The 14663-nt window shown below is 62.7% G+C and carries 10 protein-coding genes; 6 read left to right on the plus strand and 4 right to left on the minus strand.

What is annotated here, in order from left to right:
- Nucleotides 1–4 precede the first annotated feature (4 nt).
- Complete coding sequence (locus tag BSP239C_RS10250) at nucleotides 5–3190, minus strand: ATP-dependent DNA helicase (RefSeq protein ID WP_101572493.1); 3186 nt, start codon at nucleotides 3188–3190, stop codon at nucleotides 5–7.
- Nucleotides 3190–6462 carry a PD-(D/E)XK nuclease family protein gene (locus BSP239C_RS10255; protein ID WP_101572495.1) on the minus strand — a complete coding sequence of 1091 codons (3273 nt, stop codon included), beginning with the start codon at nucleotides 6460–6462 and terminating at the stop codon, nucleotides 3190–3192. The genes BSP239C_RS10250 and BSP239C_RS10255 overlap by 1 nt, the downstream gene beginning before the upstream one ends.
- Nucleotides 6463–6616: 154 nt before the next feature.
- Between BSP239C_RS10255 and BSP239C_RS10260 the strand changes: the two genes are divergently transcribed.
- Together BSP239C_RS10260 and BSP239C_RS10265 are read left to right on the plus strand one after the other, a co-directional pair.
- Nucleotides 6617–7153: a TetR/AcrR family transcriptional regulator gene (locus BSP239C_RS10260; RefSeq protein ID WP_257930166.1), complete on the plus strand. Its 537-nt coding sequence runs from the start codon at nucleotides 6617–6619 to the stop codon at nucleotides 7151–7153.
- A gap of 91 nt (nucleotides 7154–7244) precedes the next feature.
- Entirely contained in the window at nucleotides 7245–7466 is a 222-nt protein-coding gene (locus BSP239C_RS10265; protein WP_096162875.1) for a DUF3107 domain-containing protein, read from the plus strand.
- Between the two features lie 126 nt (nucleotides 7467–7592).
- On the opposite strand, the gene BSP239C_RS10270 is transcribed toward BSP239C_RS10265, so the two are convergent.
- Entirely contained in the window at nucleotides 7593–8225 is a 633-nt protein-coding gene (locus BSP239C_RS10270) for a ferritin-like fold-containing protein (protein ID WP_096162876.1), read from the minus strand.
- Nucleotides 8226–8287: 62 nt separating this feature from the next.
- On the opposite strand from BSP239C_RS10270, the gene BSP239C_RS10275 reads away from it, so the two are divergent.
- Together BSP239C_RS10275 and BSP239C_RS10280 are read left to right on the plus strand one after the other, a co-directional pair.
- A complete protein-coding gene (locus BSP239C_RS10275) occupies nucleotides 8288–9757 on the plus strand; it encodes a DEAD/DEAH box helicase (RefSeq protein ID WP_101572499.1) in 1470 nt (489 codons plus the stop codon).
- Between the two features lie 135 nt (nucleotides 9758–9892).
- The gene (locus tag BSP239C_RS10280; RefSeq protein ID WP_096162878.1) at nucleotides 9893–10999 is read left to right on the plus strand and encodes an acyltransferase; all 1107 of its coding nucleotides are present in this window, start codon (nucleotides 9893–9895) and stop codon (nucleotides 10997–10999) included.
- Between the two features lie 9 nt (nucleotides 11000–11008).
- On the opposite strand, the gene BSP239C_RS10285 is transcribed toward BSP239C_RS10280, so the two are convergent.
- A complete protein-coding gene (locus BSP239C_RS10285) occupies nucleotides 11009–11866 on the minus strand; it encodes a PHP domain-containing protein (RefSeq protein WP_096162879.1) in 858 nt (285 codons plus the stop codon).
- A gap of 79 nt (nucleotides 11867–11945) precedes the next feature.
- Between BSP239C_RS10285 and BSP239C_RS10290 the strand changes: the two genes are divergently transcribed.
- On the plus strand, nucleotides 11946–13460 hold the full coding sequence (locus BSP239C_RS10290) for an aminopeptidase P family protein (RefSeq protein ID WP_096162880.1): 1515 nt from the start codon (nucleotides 11946–11948) through the stop codon (nucleotides 13458–13460).
- Complete coding sequence (locus BSP239C_RS10295; RefSeq protein WP_101572501.1) at nucleotides 13457–14533, plus strand: P1 family peptidase; 1077 nt, start codon at nucleotides 13457–13459, stop codon at nucleotides 14531–14533. The genes BSP239C_RS10290 and BSP239C_RS10295 overlap by 4 nt, the downstream gene beginning before the upstream one ends.
- Nucleotides 14534–14663 lie beyond the last annotated feature (130 nt).

The following is a 14663-nucleotide window of genomic DNA, read 5'->3' on the forward strand; positions in this document are numbered from 1 at the left end:
TGCCTCACGTGCTGTCGTTGGCCTCCAACCACGCAATGATGTCGGCTTCCTCCGGCAGCTGGGTGAACCGCACGATGTCGTCGCTGCCGACGAAGTAGAAGGTCCCCGTCACCTCGGTGATCTCGGGATGGACCCGCTGAATGGCGAACCGGTAGAGAGCCAGTTGCCATTTCATGACCTCCAGAGTCTGCTCGTCCGGCTGTTTGGACGTCTTCCAATCAACGACCTCAGCGTGATCGCCTGTGATGAAGACCGCGTCGATCTTGCCAGGGACTCTGAACCGGCCGAGGACGAGTTCGAATGACATCTCGATGTGATCGGCATGCCTGCTCGCGAATTCGGAGCCGATGAATGTCTGCTGCAGACGTTCGATCGTCGCTTTGTCGATGGCCTGGACCTGTTGTTCGTCGTCGATGTCGATGCTCGCCTGTCCGAAATGCTGCTCGACCCAGGAGTGGAAAGTGGTTCCGATCTCTGCGGCTCGGCTCGGGGGATTCGGGATCGGGCGCAATGTCTGAGTGATGAATTGTTGGGGGTCTCTGCGCCACGAGACGAGTGCTGTCGCCGAGAGTCGATCCGGCACGCTTCCGGTGGTGCCTGCGCCTTGGCGACTGCTGATCCGCAGCGCCTGTCGCGCATATCGGCCCACCAAGCCCGGCTTCTGCCCCAACTCATCCAGGCCGGCCGGGGCAGCGGAGCTGACCCAGTCTGCCGCTCGCCTGGCTGTGGACACGCGGTCAGTCCGGGGCACGGGCCAGATGCTTGTTTCGATACGGTCCTCAGCAGATTCCTCGGCGGGTTCTGGCATGTCGACATTGCGCTCCAGTACCTCGATCGCCTCGGTCAGGAACGGGGACGGTTCGTCTGGGTTGGCTCTGGCGCCCATCAGCTCCGCACCCAACCACAGGTAGTGCTTGGCGCGGGTGAATGCCACGTAGGCAAGGCGTCGTTCCTCTTCCTCGTGCGCATCCGCGATGGCTGGTTTGATGAATTCGCTGACCCATTCATCGAGTGCCTTCTTCGTGTCGAAGTCGGCGGTGCGAAGATCATAGTCGACCAGATGAGCGCGGTCGCCTCGCAGTGGGTACGGAAGTGCTGTTCTGTCCATCCACCCTTCTTTGTCTCGCGGTTCCGTCGGGAAGTCCTTGACTACCAACGACGGCACAGCGACTGCGTCGAACTCGAGTCCCTTCGAGGCGTGGACCGTCATGATGTCGATCGCGTCGGAGGCTGAATTCGGCTCGGCCACGCTCAGCGCATCCTTCGCCTCCATCAGGGTCAGCCATTCGAGGAAGCCCGGCACGGACGGCTGATCGTCGGTTGCCGAGTACTGGCTTGCAGCGGACAGGAAGGAGTCGATCGCAGAGCGGTGGAGGTTGCGCAGAGAGTCACTCAGTCCCCAGATGTCTGAGTCGACGCCGGTTTCAGTCATCGCGGTACGAATGATGGTCGCGATGGTCCCCGAACCGGAACGGACATGGCGCAGAGCCCGTGCCAACCTCACCAGGCGGTCGAGTGCGGTCGTGCTCAGACCGGAATTGCGGAAGTTGTTCACCATTGACCGTGCGCCAGCGTTGCGTGCCGACCCGTCGAGCGTGTCAGAGAGGTCGATGAGTTCGTCAAGGCCTTCGACGATGGTCGGCTGGTCGATGGATTCGGGCACGACTCCAGCACCGTCAGGACTCTCGCCTATGAACTCGGCCAGTCGCGAATCGTTCTGCTTCCGGGTGAATGTCTGCAGAGCGGCGATGTCTGTGGCACCGAGTCCCAGCAGACGTCCGCTGATCAGCCGCATCAGACTGTCACCGGCCATCGGGTCGACGGCGGCCGTGAGCACTGCCCGCAGGTCGGCGACGAAGGGGTCGCTCAGGAGACCCGATGAGCCGTGGACGTGAACGGCGTAGCCGGCAGCTTCCAATGCCGCGGCAACCGGTGCGAAATGGGCGCGTTTGCGGCACAGAACCGCGATGGATGACCCTGCGGGAACGGTGGCGACCCACTGTGTCAGTGACCTGAGTCCGACAGTGAGGAAATCCGGATCGTGTGCTCCCGAACTGATGTCGATGGCCACGCCACCGTCTCCTGCTCCTGCGCGAGCCGACAACGGCGTTTCTCTGCTCCCGGCCAATCCCTCAGCTGTCCGGTTGGCGACTTGGAGAATCGTGTGGTCGTTGCGCCAGCTGGTGCTCAGAGTCAGTGCTTCCACATTGTCGAAGTCTGCTGAGAAGCGGATCATGTTGTCGGCGCTGGCACCGCGCCAACCGTAGATGGCTTGCCTGGGATCGCCCACGGCGGTCACCGCGGTGGATTGGAACAAGTCGTGCAGCAGGTTCAGCTGTGCGACCGAAGTGTCTTGGAATTCGTCAAGGAGAACGATCGACCACCGCTGCTGTTCGGCGCTGCGGGCCGCCGGCACTTCGTCGAGGATGCGCTGAGCGAACCGCACCTGGTCCGAGAAATCCATGGCCAGGTTGCGACGTTTGGCCATCATGTATGCGTCGGCCAATTTCGCTGTCTTGATCTTCGCCTCGAGTTTGGCCCGACGACCGTTGGGATCCACGGGCTTGCCCTTGCTCGAGACGAGTGCCTGCAGACACTGGTCGAGATAGTCCGTGACTTCGTCGAGGTCGCGACCATGGTCATTCATCGCCGCTGCCAGCGAGATGATGTCAGCGATCATCGTCTCTCGTGCGAAGTCCCCGGGGATCTCGTCTGTTGAGGTGGAGTCGACGATCGAACCGGCGATCGTATGGGCGGCGGCATCATCGAGCAGCACCGTCTCTGGTTCGATGCCGATGCTGACTCCGTGCTCGCTGACTATTGAAGCCGCATAGGAGTTGTAGGTCGACACTGTGGGGTTGTCGAGACCAGGCAGGCTCATCTCCGCCCCCAGCCCGAGGTTATGGCGCAGCCGGGCCAGGAGCACTCTGATCCGACCGCCCAGTTCGCCCACGGCCTTCCGAGTGAAGGTCAGCCCCAGGATCTCTTCGGGGGCCACGAAGCCATTGGCCACGAGCCATACGACGCGTTGGGAGATCACAGTCGTCTTGCCTGAACCTGCGCCGGCAGTGACCTTCATCGATTGCTGCGGGTCGGCTTCGATGATGATTCGCTGCTCTTCGCTCGGTGGGAATGCCTGCCCGGGATCGGCGGCGGTCAGGCGGGCCAGTTGTTCTGCAGTGAAGCGCATCAGGACTCTTCCAACGTCTGTGGCCCGATTGCCGGGCAGGAGGTGCGGACAGGACAGCTCAGACACTTCTGAGGTTCGACTCGGGCCGGGAATTCGGCAGCTCGCATACGATCGGAGACATCGTTGATGAGGTCTCGGGCCCACCCCGGGTCTTCGTCGATCTCGAGCGCGGACTGCTCTCTCGTCGTCTGTTTGGAATGGCGCAGGAACACGAGTTCCGCTCCATACGCTTTAGCGTCGATGACCTGGTCGTCACCGATGGTGATGGTTCCGGAGTTGATCGCCTCCTGGTAGACACCAAGCTGAGCGTGGCGGGGCATCTCCTGACCCTTGACGACGTTCTTTCCGGTTTTGAAGTCGACGATTCGGATGCCCTCGGGCATCTGTTCGAGTCGGTCGAGGCGCCCGGTGACCTTCCATTCCTGGCCCTTGTCATCCACCCCGGTGGCGTACACCTGAGCTTCGACTCCGATGGGTTCACCGGGTGCGGTCTTGATGTATTCACCGAGGCGGTCGGCCATCTTCATCGCCACAGAGTGTTCGCGATCCCGCTCCCACTCCGCGTCGAATTCGAGGGTCGCAAATTCATGGTCGACGTATTCCCGGATGTCCGAGGCAGGCCCCCGTGGGAAGTTCTCCGCCGCGGCATGGATGATTGTCCCCAGATTCTGGGCCATCGACCCTGGCCTATCGCCTCCGTTGCGTGTGAGGAACCAGCGCAGTGAGCAGTCGGTGAAGGACTCGACCTGCGATGGTGAGACTCGCACTGTGTCCTCGGAGGTGAAGAGAGGCTCTGAGGAGGTGATGTCTTCGGTCTCACGCCATTGTTCGGGTGGTTCGACCGTAGAGCTGGTGGCCGTCAGCGCCGCCAGCAGCTGCGCCCAGTCCTCCACCTCTTCATCGGGTGCTTCTTCCTGTCCCGGGTCTGCAGCGGCACTCAGCAGGCGTGCCCGAGTGTGTGCAGCCATCTCTGCCAGCGACAGGGGAAGGAGCTCGTCTTCGTGAGTGATCGCGTAGCTGTCGGCATCCTCCGTGCCCTTCTCTGTTCGTGCGGCCATGACGTCGAAGAACGGTGATGGGCTGCTCTCTGCATCAGAGATTGCGGTGACGATGATGTGTGCTTCGGCCCGAGTCAGCGCCGTGTAGAAAAGTTCGCCCTCTTCGCGCAGGTTCTTCCGTTTGGCATGGGAGTGGTAGCCCGGGTCACCGGTCGCGGTATCACCGGTTGCCAGCACGGCGCTGAGATCGTCGAGCCCGAGGATGCCGCCACGAATCTTCGGGTTGGGCCATACCCCTTCGTTCACCTCGGCGATGATGACCAGCGGCACTCGCAGATGCGCCAGAGACGACGGGGTGCCCACCTGCACGTGATCATCCGTGCCGGCCCGCGCAGCCAAGGAGTCCTGCGCGATGTCCTGTTCGGCCACGATCCCAGCGAACGAACGTGCTGTGAATCCTCCACGGTCGGAGATCTTCTCCGCTAAGGTGAACAACCGCAGCACCGAGTCCAGGTGGGAATTGGCCACTGACTCCGGGTCTCGAAGCGCCTCCGACTGCCACCTCTCGGCCACACCCGACGCTGACCAGATCATCCACAGTGCCTGATGCGGGTCGACCGATCGCACCTCAGCTGCTGCTCGCAGCATCCGAGCGATCGTGGCCAGCCCGGTTGGAGATGAGTCGTCGACCTCGCTGCGCAGTGCGTGAGCCAGAGACGTCGAACTGTTCGGTGCCGGAAAATTCTTCCTCACCACACGTTTGAATCGTCTGATCTGAACCGGGTCGAGGCGAACATAGACGCTTCCGGCCAAGGCCAGAGCCTGTGCCGCAATCGATTCGTCGTCAGCAAAGTCTGGTGTGTGCGAAAGCAGCTCGAGCAGCGGTGCGGTGGCGGGATCGATGCTGAGAGGCTGCATGATGTTCGCGGTCGCAACGCCTGAGGCACTCAATTCGTTCGCCACGACTCGGGCAGTCGAGGTGTTTCGACACAGCACGGCCACATCTGACCACGCATGGCCGGCGTCGACGAACTCCGTCACTCGCCTCGCCAGGTACCGATAGCTCGAGGCTGCTCCCTCGAACACATGCGTCTCCACGCTCGCAGGCACATCATTCACGGACGAAGTGTCCGCGCCATCGGGTGTGTCGACATCGGCGTCGAGGGACATGTCACCGGGTGCCGAGCTGTCGTCTGTGGTCTCAGGATCCCCCGTGGGCCGCGGCATATGGCGCAGACCCCACCGTGTGGTGATGCGGTGACCGAAGTCATCGCTGACGTCGATGATGTCGGGTCCCGTGCCCTGCACGTCGGAGAGGACCACGGTCGTGAAGTCCCCATCGGCAACGCTGCGATCGATGATCGAGGCGTCGGCCCCGTGAAAGCGTCCGGTCACGGTTTCTGGACTGCCGAACAGCGCCAGAGCACTCCCGCGCTCACGCAGCTGCTCTAGCAAACCCCAGCTCGCAGCGGGGAAATCTTGGACTCCATCGGCTAAGACAACGGTGGGAACCACATCGGGAGCGAAGGTCCAGGCTCGGCCCGCGGTCACCTCGGCGGGTTCGCGCAGGACTTCGAACGCCGCTCGCGCCAGGACGGTCGCAGAGTCTGTGCCTCCGTAGCCGGGCATGCTCATGATGTCGAGGTACTCGTCGAGCACCTGGGCCACAGCCTCCCACCGCGGATCGTGGTGTCTTTCAAGCACACGATCAAGGACGCTGCGACCGAAGTCGAACACGAATTCCGGAGCCTGACCGGGCACACCATCGACCGCCGGGGCCGGAACCCGAACACCGAAATCGAATTCCATGATTCTGTTGAGGAAGTCACGGACCTCTGTCCGAAATGCCGAAGTCGATCTCACCTCCGCGGTGATCTCGGACGGCCAGGCGGGGCCTCGAACATAGCCGTGCTCATGCCCGGCGAGAAGATCAGCGAGGAACACGTCCTGGTCCGCTCCCGAGATGAACTCCAGGTCTTCCCCGGTCTGCGTCGTATGAGCCGCCCGGGCAATCCCGTAGGCAAACGATGAGATGCTTCGAGCAGGAGCCGCTGCCAACACTGCATCTGCTGGCACTGCGAGTCGGTTGCGCAGCACGTCGGCATGATCACGGTTGGGCGTGAGAACCAGCACCGATGCGGGACTCACCGCCGACATCAGATGCGCGTAGACGGTTTCGAGCATCGTCGTCTTGCCCGTTCCGGGACGTCCCACGACCGTTACCGACTCCCCCGCGAGCAGCTTCGCGCCGATTCCCTCAGTCACTTCATCCATACTCGTATTCCATCACGAGCCACGGACATGAGGGCGATGTGGCCGAGGTCGAGCGCGTTGCCGGGACCCGGACTAGGTTTTCGCGTAGCATGATGGGATGTCGAGTCCGCAACAAAGATTGCCCCGTGAACAGCGCCGTGACCAGTTGGTGGGGGTGGCACGTTCTGTCTTCGCAACCCGCGGATACCGGACCACCTCAATGGACACGATCGCCGAGGCGGCTGGCGTCTCAAAGCCTGTCCTCTACCAGCACTTCGCATCGAAGCAAGACCTCTACCTGGCGCTCATCGACGATTCCGCCGCGCACCTCGACACGGCCCTCGATGTCGCGATCGGATCGACCGATGATCCCCATGAGAAGGTCCGTGCCACATATCGTTCCTACTTCGAATTCGTCGTCTCCCACCGCGAAGAATTCGTCATCCTCTTCAACTCAGATGTCTACGAACCCGAGGCACAGCAGCGAATCCGCAACCTGCGTGAACGCACCGCCTCCCGTGTCATGTCTGCACTGAAGAGCTACACCGATCTTGATGACATCCAGGCTCGAATGCTGTGCCGGACGCTCATCGGCACCGCCGAGGTCGTCGTCAAACAGCTTGAGACGACGCCGGAGATCGACGTCGACACCGCCGTCAGCCTGCTCACACAGATGAGCTGGGGCGGACTCCAGTCCTTCACTACGAAGTGACTGGGAACTCTGACCTGATGAGGGAAGAAAACACGTCTCCGCTGACGTTATGCTGAACACGAATCACACCACGACCTGTACAAGGAGCACAATGGAAATCAAGATCGGCGTCAAGCAGTCACCACGCGAAATCGTCATGGATTCCGACGAGACACCGAAGGATCTGGCCGCACGCTTGGAAGAATCCGTCAAGGCCGATTCGCTGCTGTCCTTCACAGACCAGAAGGGCCGCCAGGTCTTCGTCCCGGCATCGGCTTTGGCCTATGTGGAGATCGGCACGGAAACTGCCCGTCGCGTCGGCTTCGGAGCCTGAACGACTGCCTGCGCAGAGCATCGTGCACGGCTGAACACCGCGTCTCGGTGAATTCCCCGTGAATAGGCTGGGGGCCCGGTTTCTCACCGGGCCCCCAGCCTATTCACGTACCGGAATCGCGGAGCCTCAGGCGACGAGTCCCAGAGCCGACATCCGCTTCGAATGATTGGCCGTCACCGCAGGAATCGATGCCACCACCGATTCCTCGTCGATGCCGAGAAACGGGTCGGTGAGAAGGTTGCGTGCACGCCCCAGGGTCTCGGCCACAAGCTTGCGTCCCCACAGCGCCAGACGCGAGGCCAGCTGGGTGTCGGCAGCCACGTCTGCAGTCAGACGATTGCGCACATATTCGGTCGCACGTGTATCATCGAGAATTGTAATTGCCAGGCTGTATCCGGGTTCGCTGAGCTCATTCACGGCCGTGCGGTAGAAGTCATTCATGATTCCGTCGAAGACGAATCCCTTCATGAGACTTTCGTGCCAGTCACGAGGACGAGTCCGTTCAGCCAGCACGGAGAAGGTCGGCTCGAAATGCTGACAGAGCTCGACCGCATCCTGGCCCAATCGACTGATGTGCTGCGAGAGCTCTTCGAAGTTCGCAAAGGACAGAGAGGCCAGCCGCGCCAAAGTGACTTTATCGTCCATGTGCACAGCGGTGGTTGCGTTGGTGGCCATTCGTTCGAAAGCGGTCAGCTCGCCGAACGCCAGAAGCGCGAGCGTAGCAGCATTATTACCGGCCAATGGGGCAGAATCGGGCATAACTCAAGAGTACCGGTTCACGACCATGACGAGCGCGAAGGCGCTAAAAGGAGTTTTGAAACATGGCGGAGACAGAACCAGATTTCGCTGAACTTGGAGTTGCTGGACCGATCGTGGCCGCGCTGGCTGCCAAGGGCATCACCCACCCCTTCCCGATCCAGGCGATGACACTGCCGGTGGCACTGTCCGGAGCCGACATCATCGGACAGGCGAAGACCGGAACCGGCAAGACGCTGGGCTTCGGCATTCCTCTGCTCCAGCGTGTCATGGGCAAGAATGAAGACGGGTCTGCCCCGGTCGATCCCGAGAACACGCCCGAGATGGTGTCCGACTCGAGTGAGACACGCCTCCCCCAGGCTCTCGTTGTCGTCCCCACACGTGAGCTCGCGAAGCAGGTCGCTGCCGACCTCGTCACCGCATCCACTCAGCGTGACATCGACATCATGACCATTTACGGCGGCATGGACTTCGACCCGCAGATCAAGAAGCTCAAATCGGGTGTCGATGTCGTCGTCGGCACTCCCGGCCGCCTCCTCGACCTCTACGGGCGCAAGGTCCTTAGGTTGCACAAGGTCCGCACGGTCGTCCTCGACGAGGCTGATGAGATGCTCGACCTCGGGTTCCTGCCCGACGTTGAGAAGATCATCAACGCTGTGCCCGCACACCGCCAGACGATGCTCTTCTCCGCCACCATGCCCGGCGCGGTCATCACCTTGGCCCGCCGCTACATGAGCCGCCCGACACATATTCGCGCCCACGACAACGAAGACCTGTCACTGCTGGGCAAGAACACACAACAGTTCGTCTACCGCGCCCACTCCATGGACAAGAGCGAACTCGTCGCCCGCATGCTGCAGGCCGAGGGACGCGGACGCACCATCATCTTCACCCGCACCAAGCGCACCGCAGACAAGCTCGCCGCCGAACTCGGCGACCGTGGCTTCCAGGTCAAGCCCCTGCACGGCGACCTCGGCCAGGCCCAGCGTGAGAAGGCACTGAAGTCCTTCCGCGACGGTCAGGTCGACGTCCTCGTGGCCACCGATGTTGCGGCCCGCGGAATCGACATCGACGATGTCACCCACGTCGTGAACTACCAGTGCCCTGACGATGAGAAGACCTACGTCCACCGCATCGGCCGCACCGGTCGTGCCGGCAACAAGGGCATCGCCGTGACCCTGGTCGACTGGGACGACATGCCTCGCTGGCGTCTGATCAACAAGGCTCTCGGAATCGACCATGACGAACCGGCCGAGACCTACTCGACCTCACCGCACTTCTTCACCGACCTCTCCATTCCGAAGGGAACGAAGGGGCGCCTGCGCAGGCAGCAGACCGAAGGCTCCGACGACCACACAGGTCCCAAGAAATCTGAATCGCGGCGAGGCGGTTCCTCGAACCGCAGCGGTTCTTCCGCAGGCGACGAAGCACCGAAGAAGCCACGCCGCAGCCGTGAACGTCGACGCACCCGCGGCGGCAAGCCTGTGGGACGCACGTCAAGCGCCCCCAGCGAAGGCCAGAACTCCGCGGAATAGGGACTTCGTCTAAGCACGTCACAGCCGAACGAGCGGCCCCGACCACACCGGCCGGGGCCGCTCGTTCATATTGCGTTCAATTCGTGCCCAGACAATGGCTGAGCCTATGTCGTCTAGCATGAACGCGAGTGAGTTTTGTTCGGTTCACACCCACCGGATGCGGAGTCCTTCGAAGCACCACCACCGGATGGCATCCGCCCCCAGACACGGCCTCAGGAATTCCCCCTCGCTTCCCAAGGCCACCGCCACGACGTCGATGTCATGCGGGTCCTGGCCGGACTGACTGTGATGGTCGGACATTCCGGTGGTGTCCTCATCGGACGCGGTGAGGCCGAAGAGAGCAGTCACGCCTGGCTGTTGGGCCACCTCGCCGAGGCGGTCAATCCGTGGGCGGTGCCGATGTTCTTCATGATCGCCGGCTGGGCGACCCTGGTGGGTGCACCCCCGCGGTCAGGCGCGAAAGTTTGGGATCGCATCATCCGTCATTTCGTGCCGCTGTTCGCGTGGTCGATCATCTTCATCCTCGGCTTCAATCTCTTCGACACTGACAGTGTCGATGTGCGACACGACCTGGTCAGAACCTTCCTCGAAGCCGACCGTCCTGCCTTCCACCTCTGGTATCTCTACGCTTATATCCCACTCATCCTCGTCTTCGGAACTCTCGTGCTGTTCTGGCGCGGGCAGCGGCCGTGGAAGCTCGCAGCCCTGGCCGTCGTCTTGGCCGGCTCGAGCGTCTGGGCGCCGTTCGTGCTTGAGCAGCTCGGTTCCAGTCAGGACGCCTGGAGGTGGGGTTTTGCGACCTACCAGGTGGTGTACTTCTGCATGGGTGCATTCTTCATCCACTATGCAAAGGATCTGCGACCACCCAGGTGGACCCTCGTGCTCGCTTTCGGAGTCTGCGCAGCTGGGGTCTTCTTTTGGGAATCGGACTATTCGTACCCGATTGCCAATGCCAACCCGCTCATCGTGGGACTGGCGGTCAGCGTCATCCTCATCATCTCCCGCATCGAACTGGGAGAGCGCACGAAACGGTTCTTCACGAAACTGGCTGGTGCCTCATTCGGTGCTTTCCTCGTCCATGTCTTCTTCCTCGAGCTCTTCTTCGAGCGCCTCTTCGTCGTCGATGCCTCGCCCCTGCTGCTGGTTGTGCAGTATGTGGGCTATCTCGGCCTGACCGCGGTCTTGTCCTACGCACTCAGCTTGGCGTGGGGAAAGCTGCGCCTGCGCAGAATCCTCGGGTGAGGTCGGTGCTCAGCCCTGAATGAAGTCGACTCCCCCAGGACGGGAGTTCGCACGATCGAGGAGCTTTGCGAACATGTGGTCCGTCGTCACGTGCTCACCCAGCCGGTTGGGCTTTCCAGTGCCGTGATAATCACTCGACCCGGTGATGATGAGATCATGCTCGTTCGCGAGCCTGCGCATGATCTCGCGTTCGTTCGGCGGGTTGTCTCGATGATCGACCTCAAGACCGTCGAGACCGACGGCGATGAATTCGGCCATCGCCGTATCGGGGACGACCAGTCCGCGCATTGCGGCGCGCGGGTGGGCGAAGACGGAGACTCCCCCGGCCTCTCGAATCAGTGAGATGGCCGTGATGGGATCGATCGTCGGCAGACTGACATGGTATTTGCCGTGGCTGGACAGGATCGAGCCGAAGGCTTCGGTGCGCGACTCGACGATTCCGGCGGCGACCAGAGCGTCGGCGATATGAGGTCGACCGATCGTCGCATCTTCACCGGAGACTGCGAGAACCGCGTCCATGTCGATTGGGTAGTCCTCTGCGAGACGATCGATGATGAGGTGAGTGCGATCAATCCGGGCGCGTCGGGTCTCCTCGACCACCGCGGCCAAACCGGTGTCATAGGGGTCGTGGAGGTAGGACAGCAGGTGCACGCTGATTCCCTCGTGTCGACACGAGATCTCCATTCCCCGGACCAGACCCAGACCGTAGACCCTGGCGGCAGCTTCCGCTGGCGCCCACCCGGCGGTGGAATCATGGTCCGTGAGGCCGAGCACGTCGATGCCTTCCATCGACGCTTCGGACATAAGTTCGGACGGGGTTTGAGTCCCGTCCGAGAACGCAGTGTGCACATGGAGATCAATGACCATGCACCCAGTCTATCCGCTGTCACCGAGGAAGCTCATCCTCGTTCAGGCTCTGCCTGCAGGCAGAGCCTAGAATGGAAGCATGACAGCCCAGAATGAAGATAGCACCGACACGACCCAGGCCCTCGACGATCGCGTCAACAACCGCTCCCACCGCCCCAATTCGCAAGCATTCCGCGATTTCGTCGCCGAGGGGTGGGACCGCACGCCGCTAGACGCTCAGGCTCTTGCCGCAGCCGGGTTCACTCCCGAACGGCGGGCACAGGTCTCCGCGGCCTTCCCCGGTGAACGACTCGTCATCCCAGCCGGCGGTCACAAGGTGCGCTCAAACGACACCGACTACCGGTTCCGCGCCCACTCTGCATTCATCCACCTGACCGGACTCGAGGCCGACTCTGAGCCCGACGCCGTCCTCGTCTTCGAGCCCGAGGACGACACCCACAACGTGACCTTGTACTTCCGCCCCCGCGCAGGGTCGGACACCGTCGAGTTCTTTTCCGACTCCCGGTACGGCGAATACTGGGTCGGACCCCGCGCCGACCTCGAAGCGATGTCGACGATGACAGGTATCGCCACCGAGAGCTCGGCCACAGTCGACGACGCGATCACCAAAGACCTCGGCGCGATCTCCGTTCGACTGGTCCGCCAGGCCGATGCCCGCATCGACTCTGTCATCGACGTCGCCCGCACCCAGGTGCAGGCCGATCTCGAGATCTCCGAAGCTGGCGATGCCGAGCTGACACAGCTGCTGTCCGAGCTGCGACTGATCAAGGACGAGCATGAGGTGAAGGCTCTGCGTGAAGCCGTGGCCATCACCCGCTCCGGCTTCGACAACGTCGTCGCCGCACTGCCCGATGCACTCGCCCATCGACGCGGCGAACGCATCATCGAGACTGCATTCGAAACCGCTGCCCGCTCCGATGGCAACGGCATCGGCTACGACACGATCGCGGCCGCAGGCAATCACGCCTGCACCTTGCACTGGATCCGCAATGACGGTGCGGTGCAGGCCGGGGATCTCGTCCTCGTCGATGCCGGCGCAGAGGCGGATTCCCTCTACACCGCCGACATCACCCGCACTCTCCCGGTTTCCGGAACCTTCACCGAGGTCCAGGCGAAGATCTACGATGCCGTCCTCGACGCTTCGGATGCGGCCTTCGCTGTCGCCGCTGATCACGTCAACCGTGAGGTCAAGTTCCGCGAAATCCACGGAGCGGCGATGGAGGTCATCGCCGCCCGTCTCGAAGAATTCGGCATCCTGCCGGTCTCTGCGGCCCAGTCGCTGTCGCCGGAAGGCCAGCATCACCGCCGGTGGATGGTGCACGGAACCAGCCACCACCTGGGACTCGACGTCCACGACTGTGCGCAGGCTCGGGCCGAGATGTATCTCGATGCAGTGCTCGAACCCGGCATGGTCTTCACGATCGAGCCCGGGTTGTACTTCAAGACCGATGACCTGCTCCTGCCCGAAGAATTCCGCGGCAACGGTGTCCGCATCGAAGACGACGTGCTCGTCACCGCAGATGGGGTCGAGAACCTCTCGGCCGACTTCCCGCGCACCCGCGCCGAGGTAGAGGCTTGGGTCCAGGGACGATGAACGCAGGCCCGATACGGGGTCGGGGCATCCTGGAGATCCCGGGGATCGCTGTGGGCCACGCCGGTCAGTTCGCCCCGCATCGGCTGACCGGCGTCACCGCCGTACTGCCTCCCCCAGGAGCGCAGGTCGGCGTCGACGTCCGCGGCGGCGGGCCAGCCACCCATGAAACGGACGTCATCGCCCCCGGCACCCATTCCTACGGTGCCGATGCGATCGTCCTCACCGGGGGCTCGGCACTGGGACTGCAGTCTGTCAGCGGTGTCGTTGCCACCCTCGCCGAGGCGGGGCGTGGATTCCCCGCCCCAGGACTTGCGGACACGGTCATTCCCCTCGTCCCGGCGGCCGCTATCTTCGATCTCGGGCGCGGCGATGGGACGGCCCGTCCGCCCACACACGACGACGGCGTCGCTGCGGCTCATAGCGCTCTGCAGCCAACCCACGAAGGGGCAGAGCCAATTTCGGTCAGGGGCAGCCTCGGCGCCGGTCTTGGTGCTCGATCGGGAATGCAGACCATGCGCAGCTCATTGGGTTCGGTCTCGATCCGACTGCCCAGCGGGTACATTGTCGCCGCGCTTGTGGTGGCCAACCCGCTCGGGACGATCGGCACCCCCGATGGCACGCTGTGGGCGCACCCACTTCTGCGCTCCTATGGGTTCGATCTGCCCGGGATCGGGCACCTGCCCGCGGCCCCCGTATCCACGGCGGAGGCCACCTCGGCGAAGAACACGACCATCGCCATCGTCGCCACGAACGCCACCTTGGATCCGGCCCAGGTCACCCGCATGGCCTCAGGTGCTCACGCCGGCATCGCGCGGGCAGTCCACCCCTCGCACACGCTCTTCGATGGCGACACCGTCTTCTCCATCGCGACTGGTGAGGTCGACCTGCCTACAGACTTCGCGGCCTCGACACTCGACCAGGTCTCGATCACCGCCGCGGCAGCGGATGCCCTGAGCTTGGCCGTCATCGACGCTCACGTCGCTGCCGCACCGGTGGAGGACTCGTGGGACCAGCCACCGACACTCAGCGACATCGCCCCCGAGTTTGCACAGGCTTTCGCCGCATTGGACTGAGCAGATCACGGCGGCGACTTGACCGACTGACTGGCTGCAGACTGAAACAGGGGCGGGCGCCGACATCGATGATGTTGGTGCCCGTCCCTGTCCTATGCGAATCAAGCTCAACCGATTCGCTCAAAGGAAT

This window comes from Brevibacterium sp. 239c (assembly GCF_900169365.1).
Taxonomy (GTDB): domain Bacteria; phylum Actinomycetota; class Actinomycetes; order Actinomycetales; family Brevibacteriaceae; genus Brevibacterium.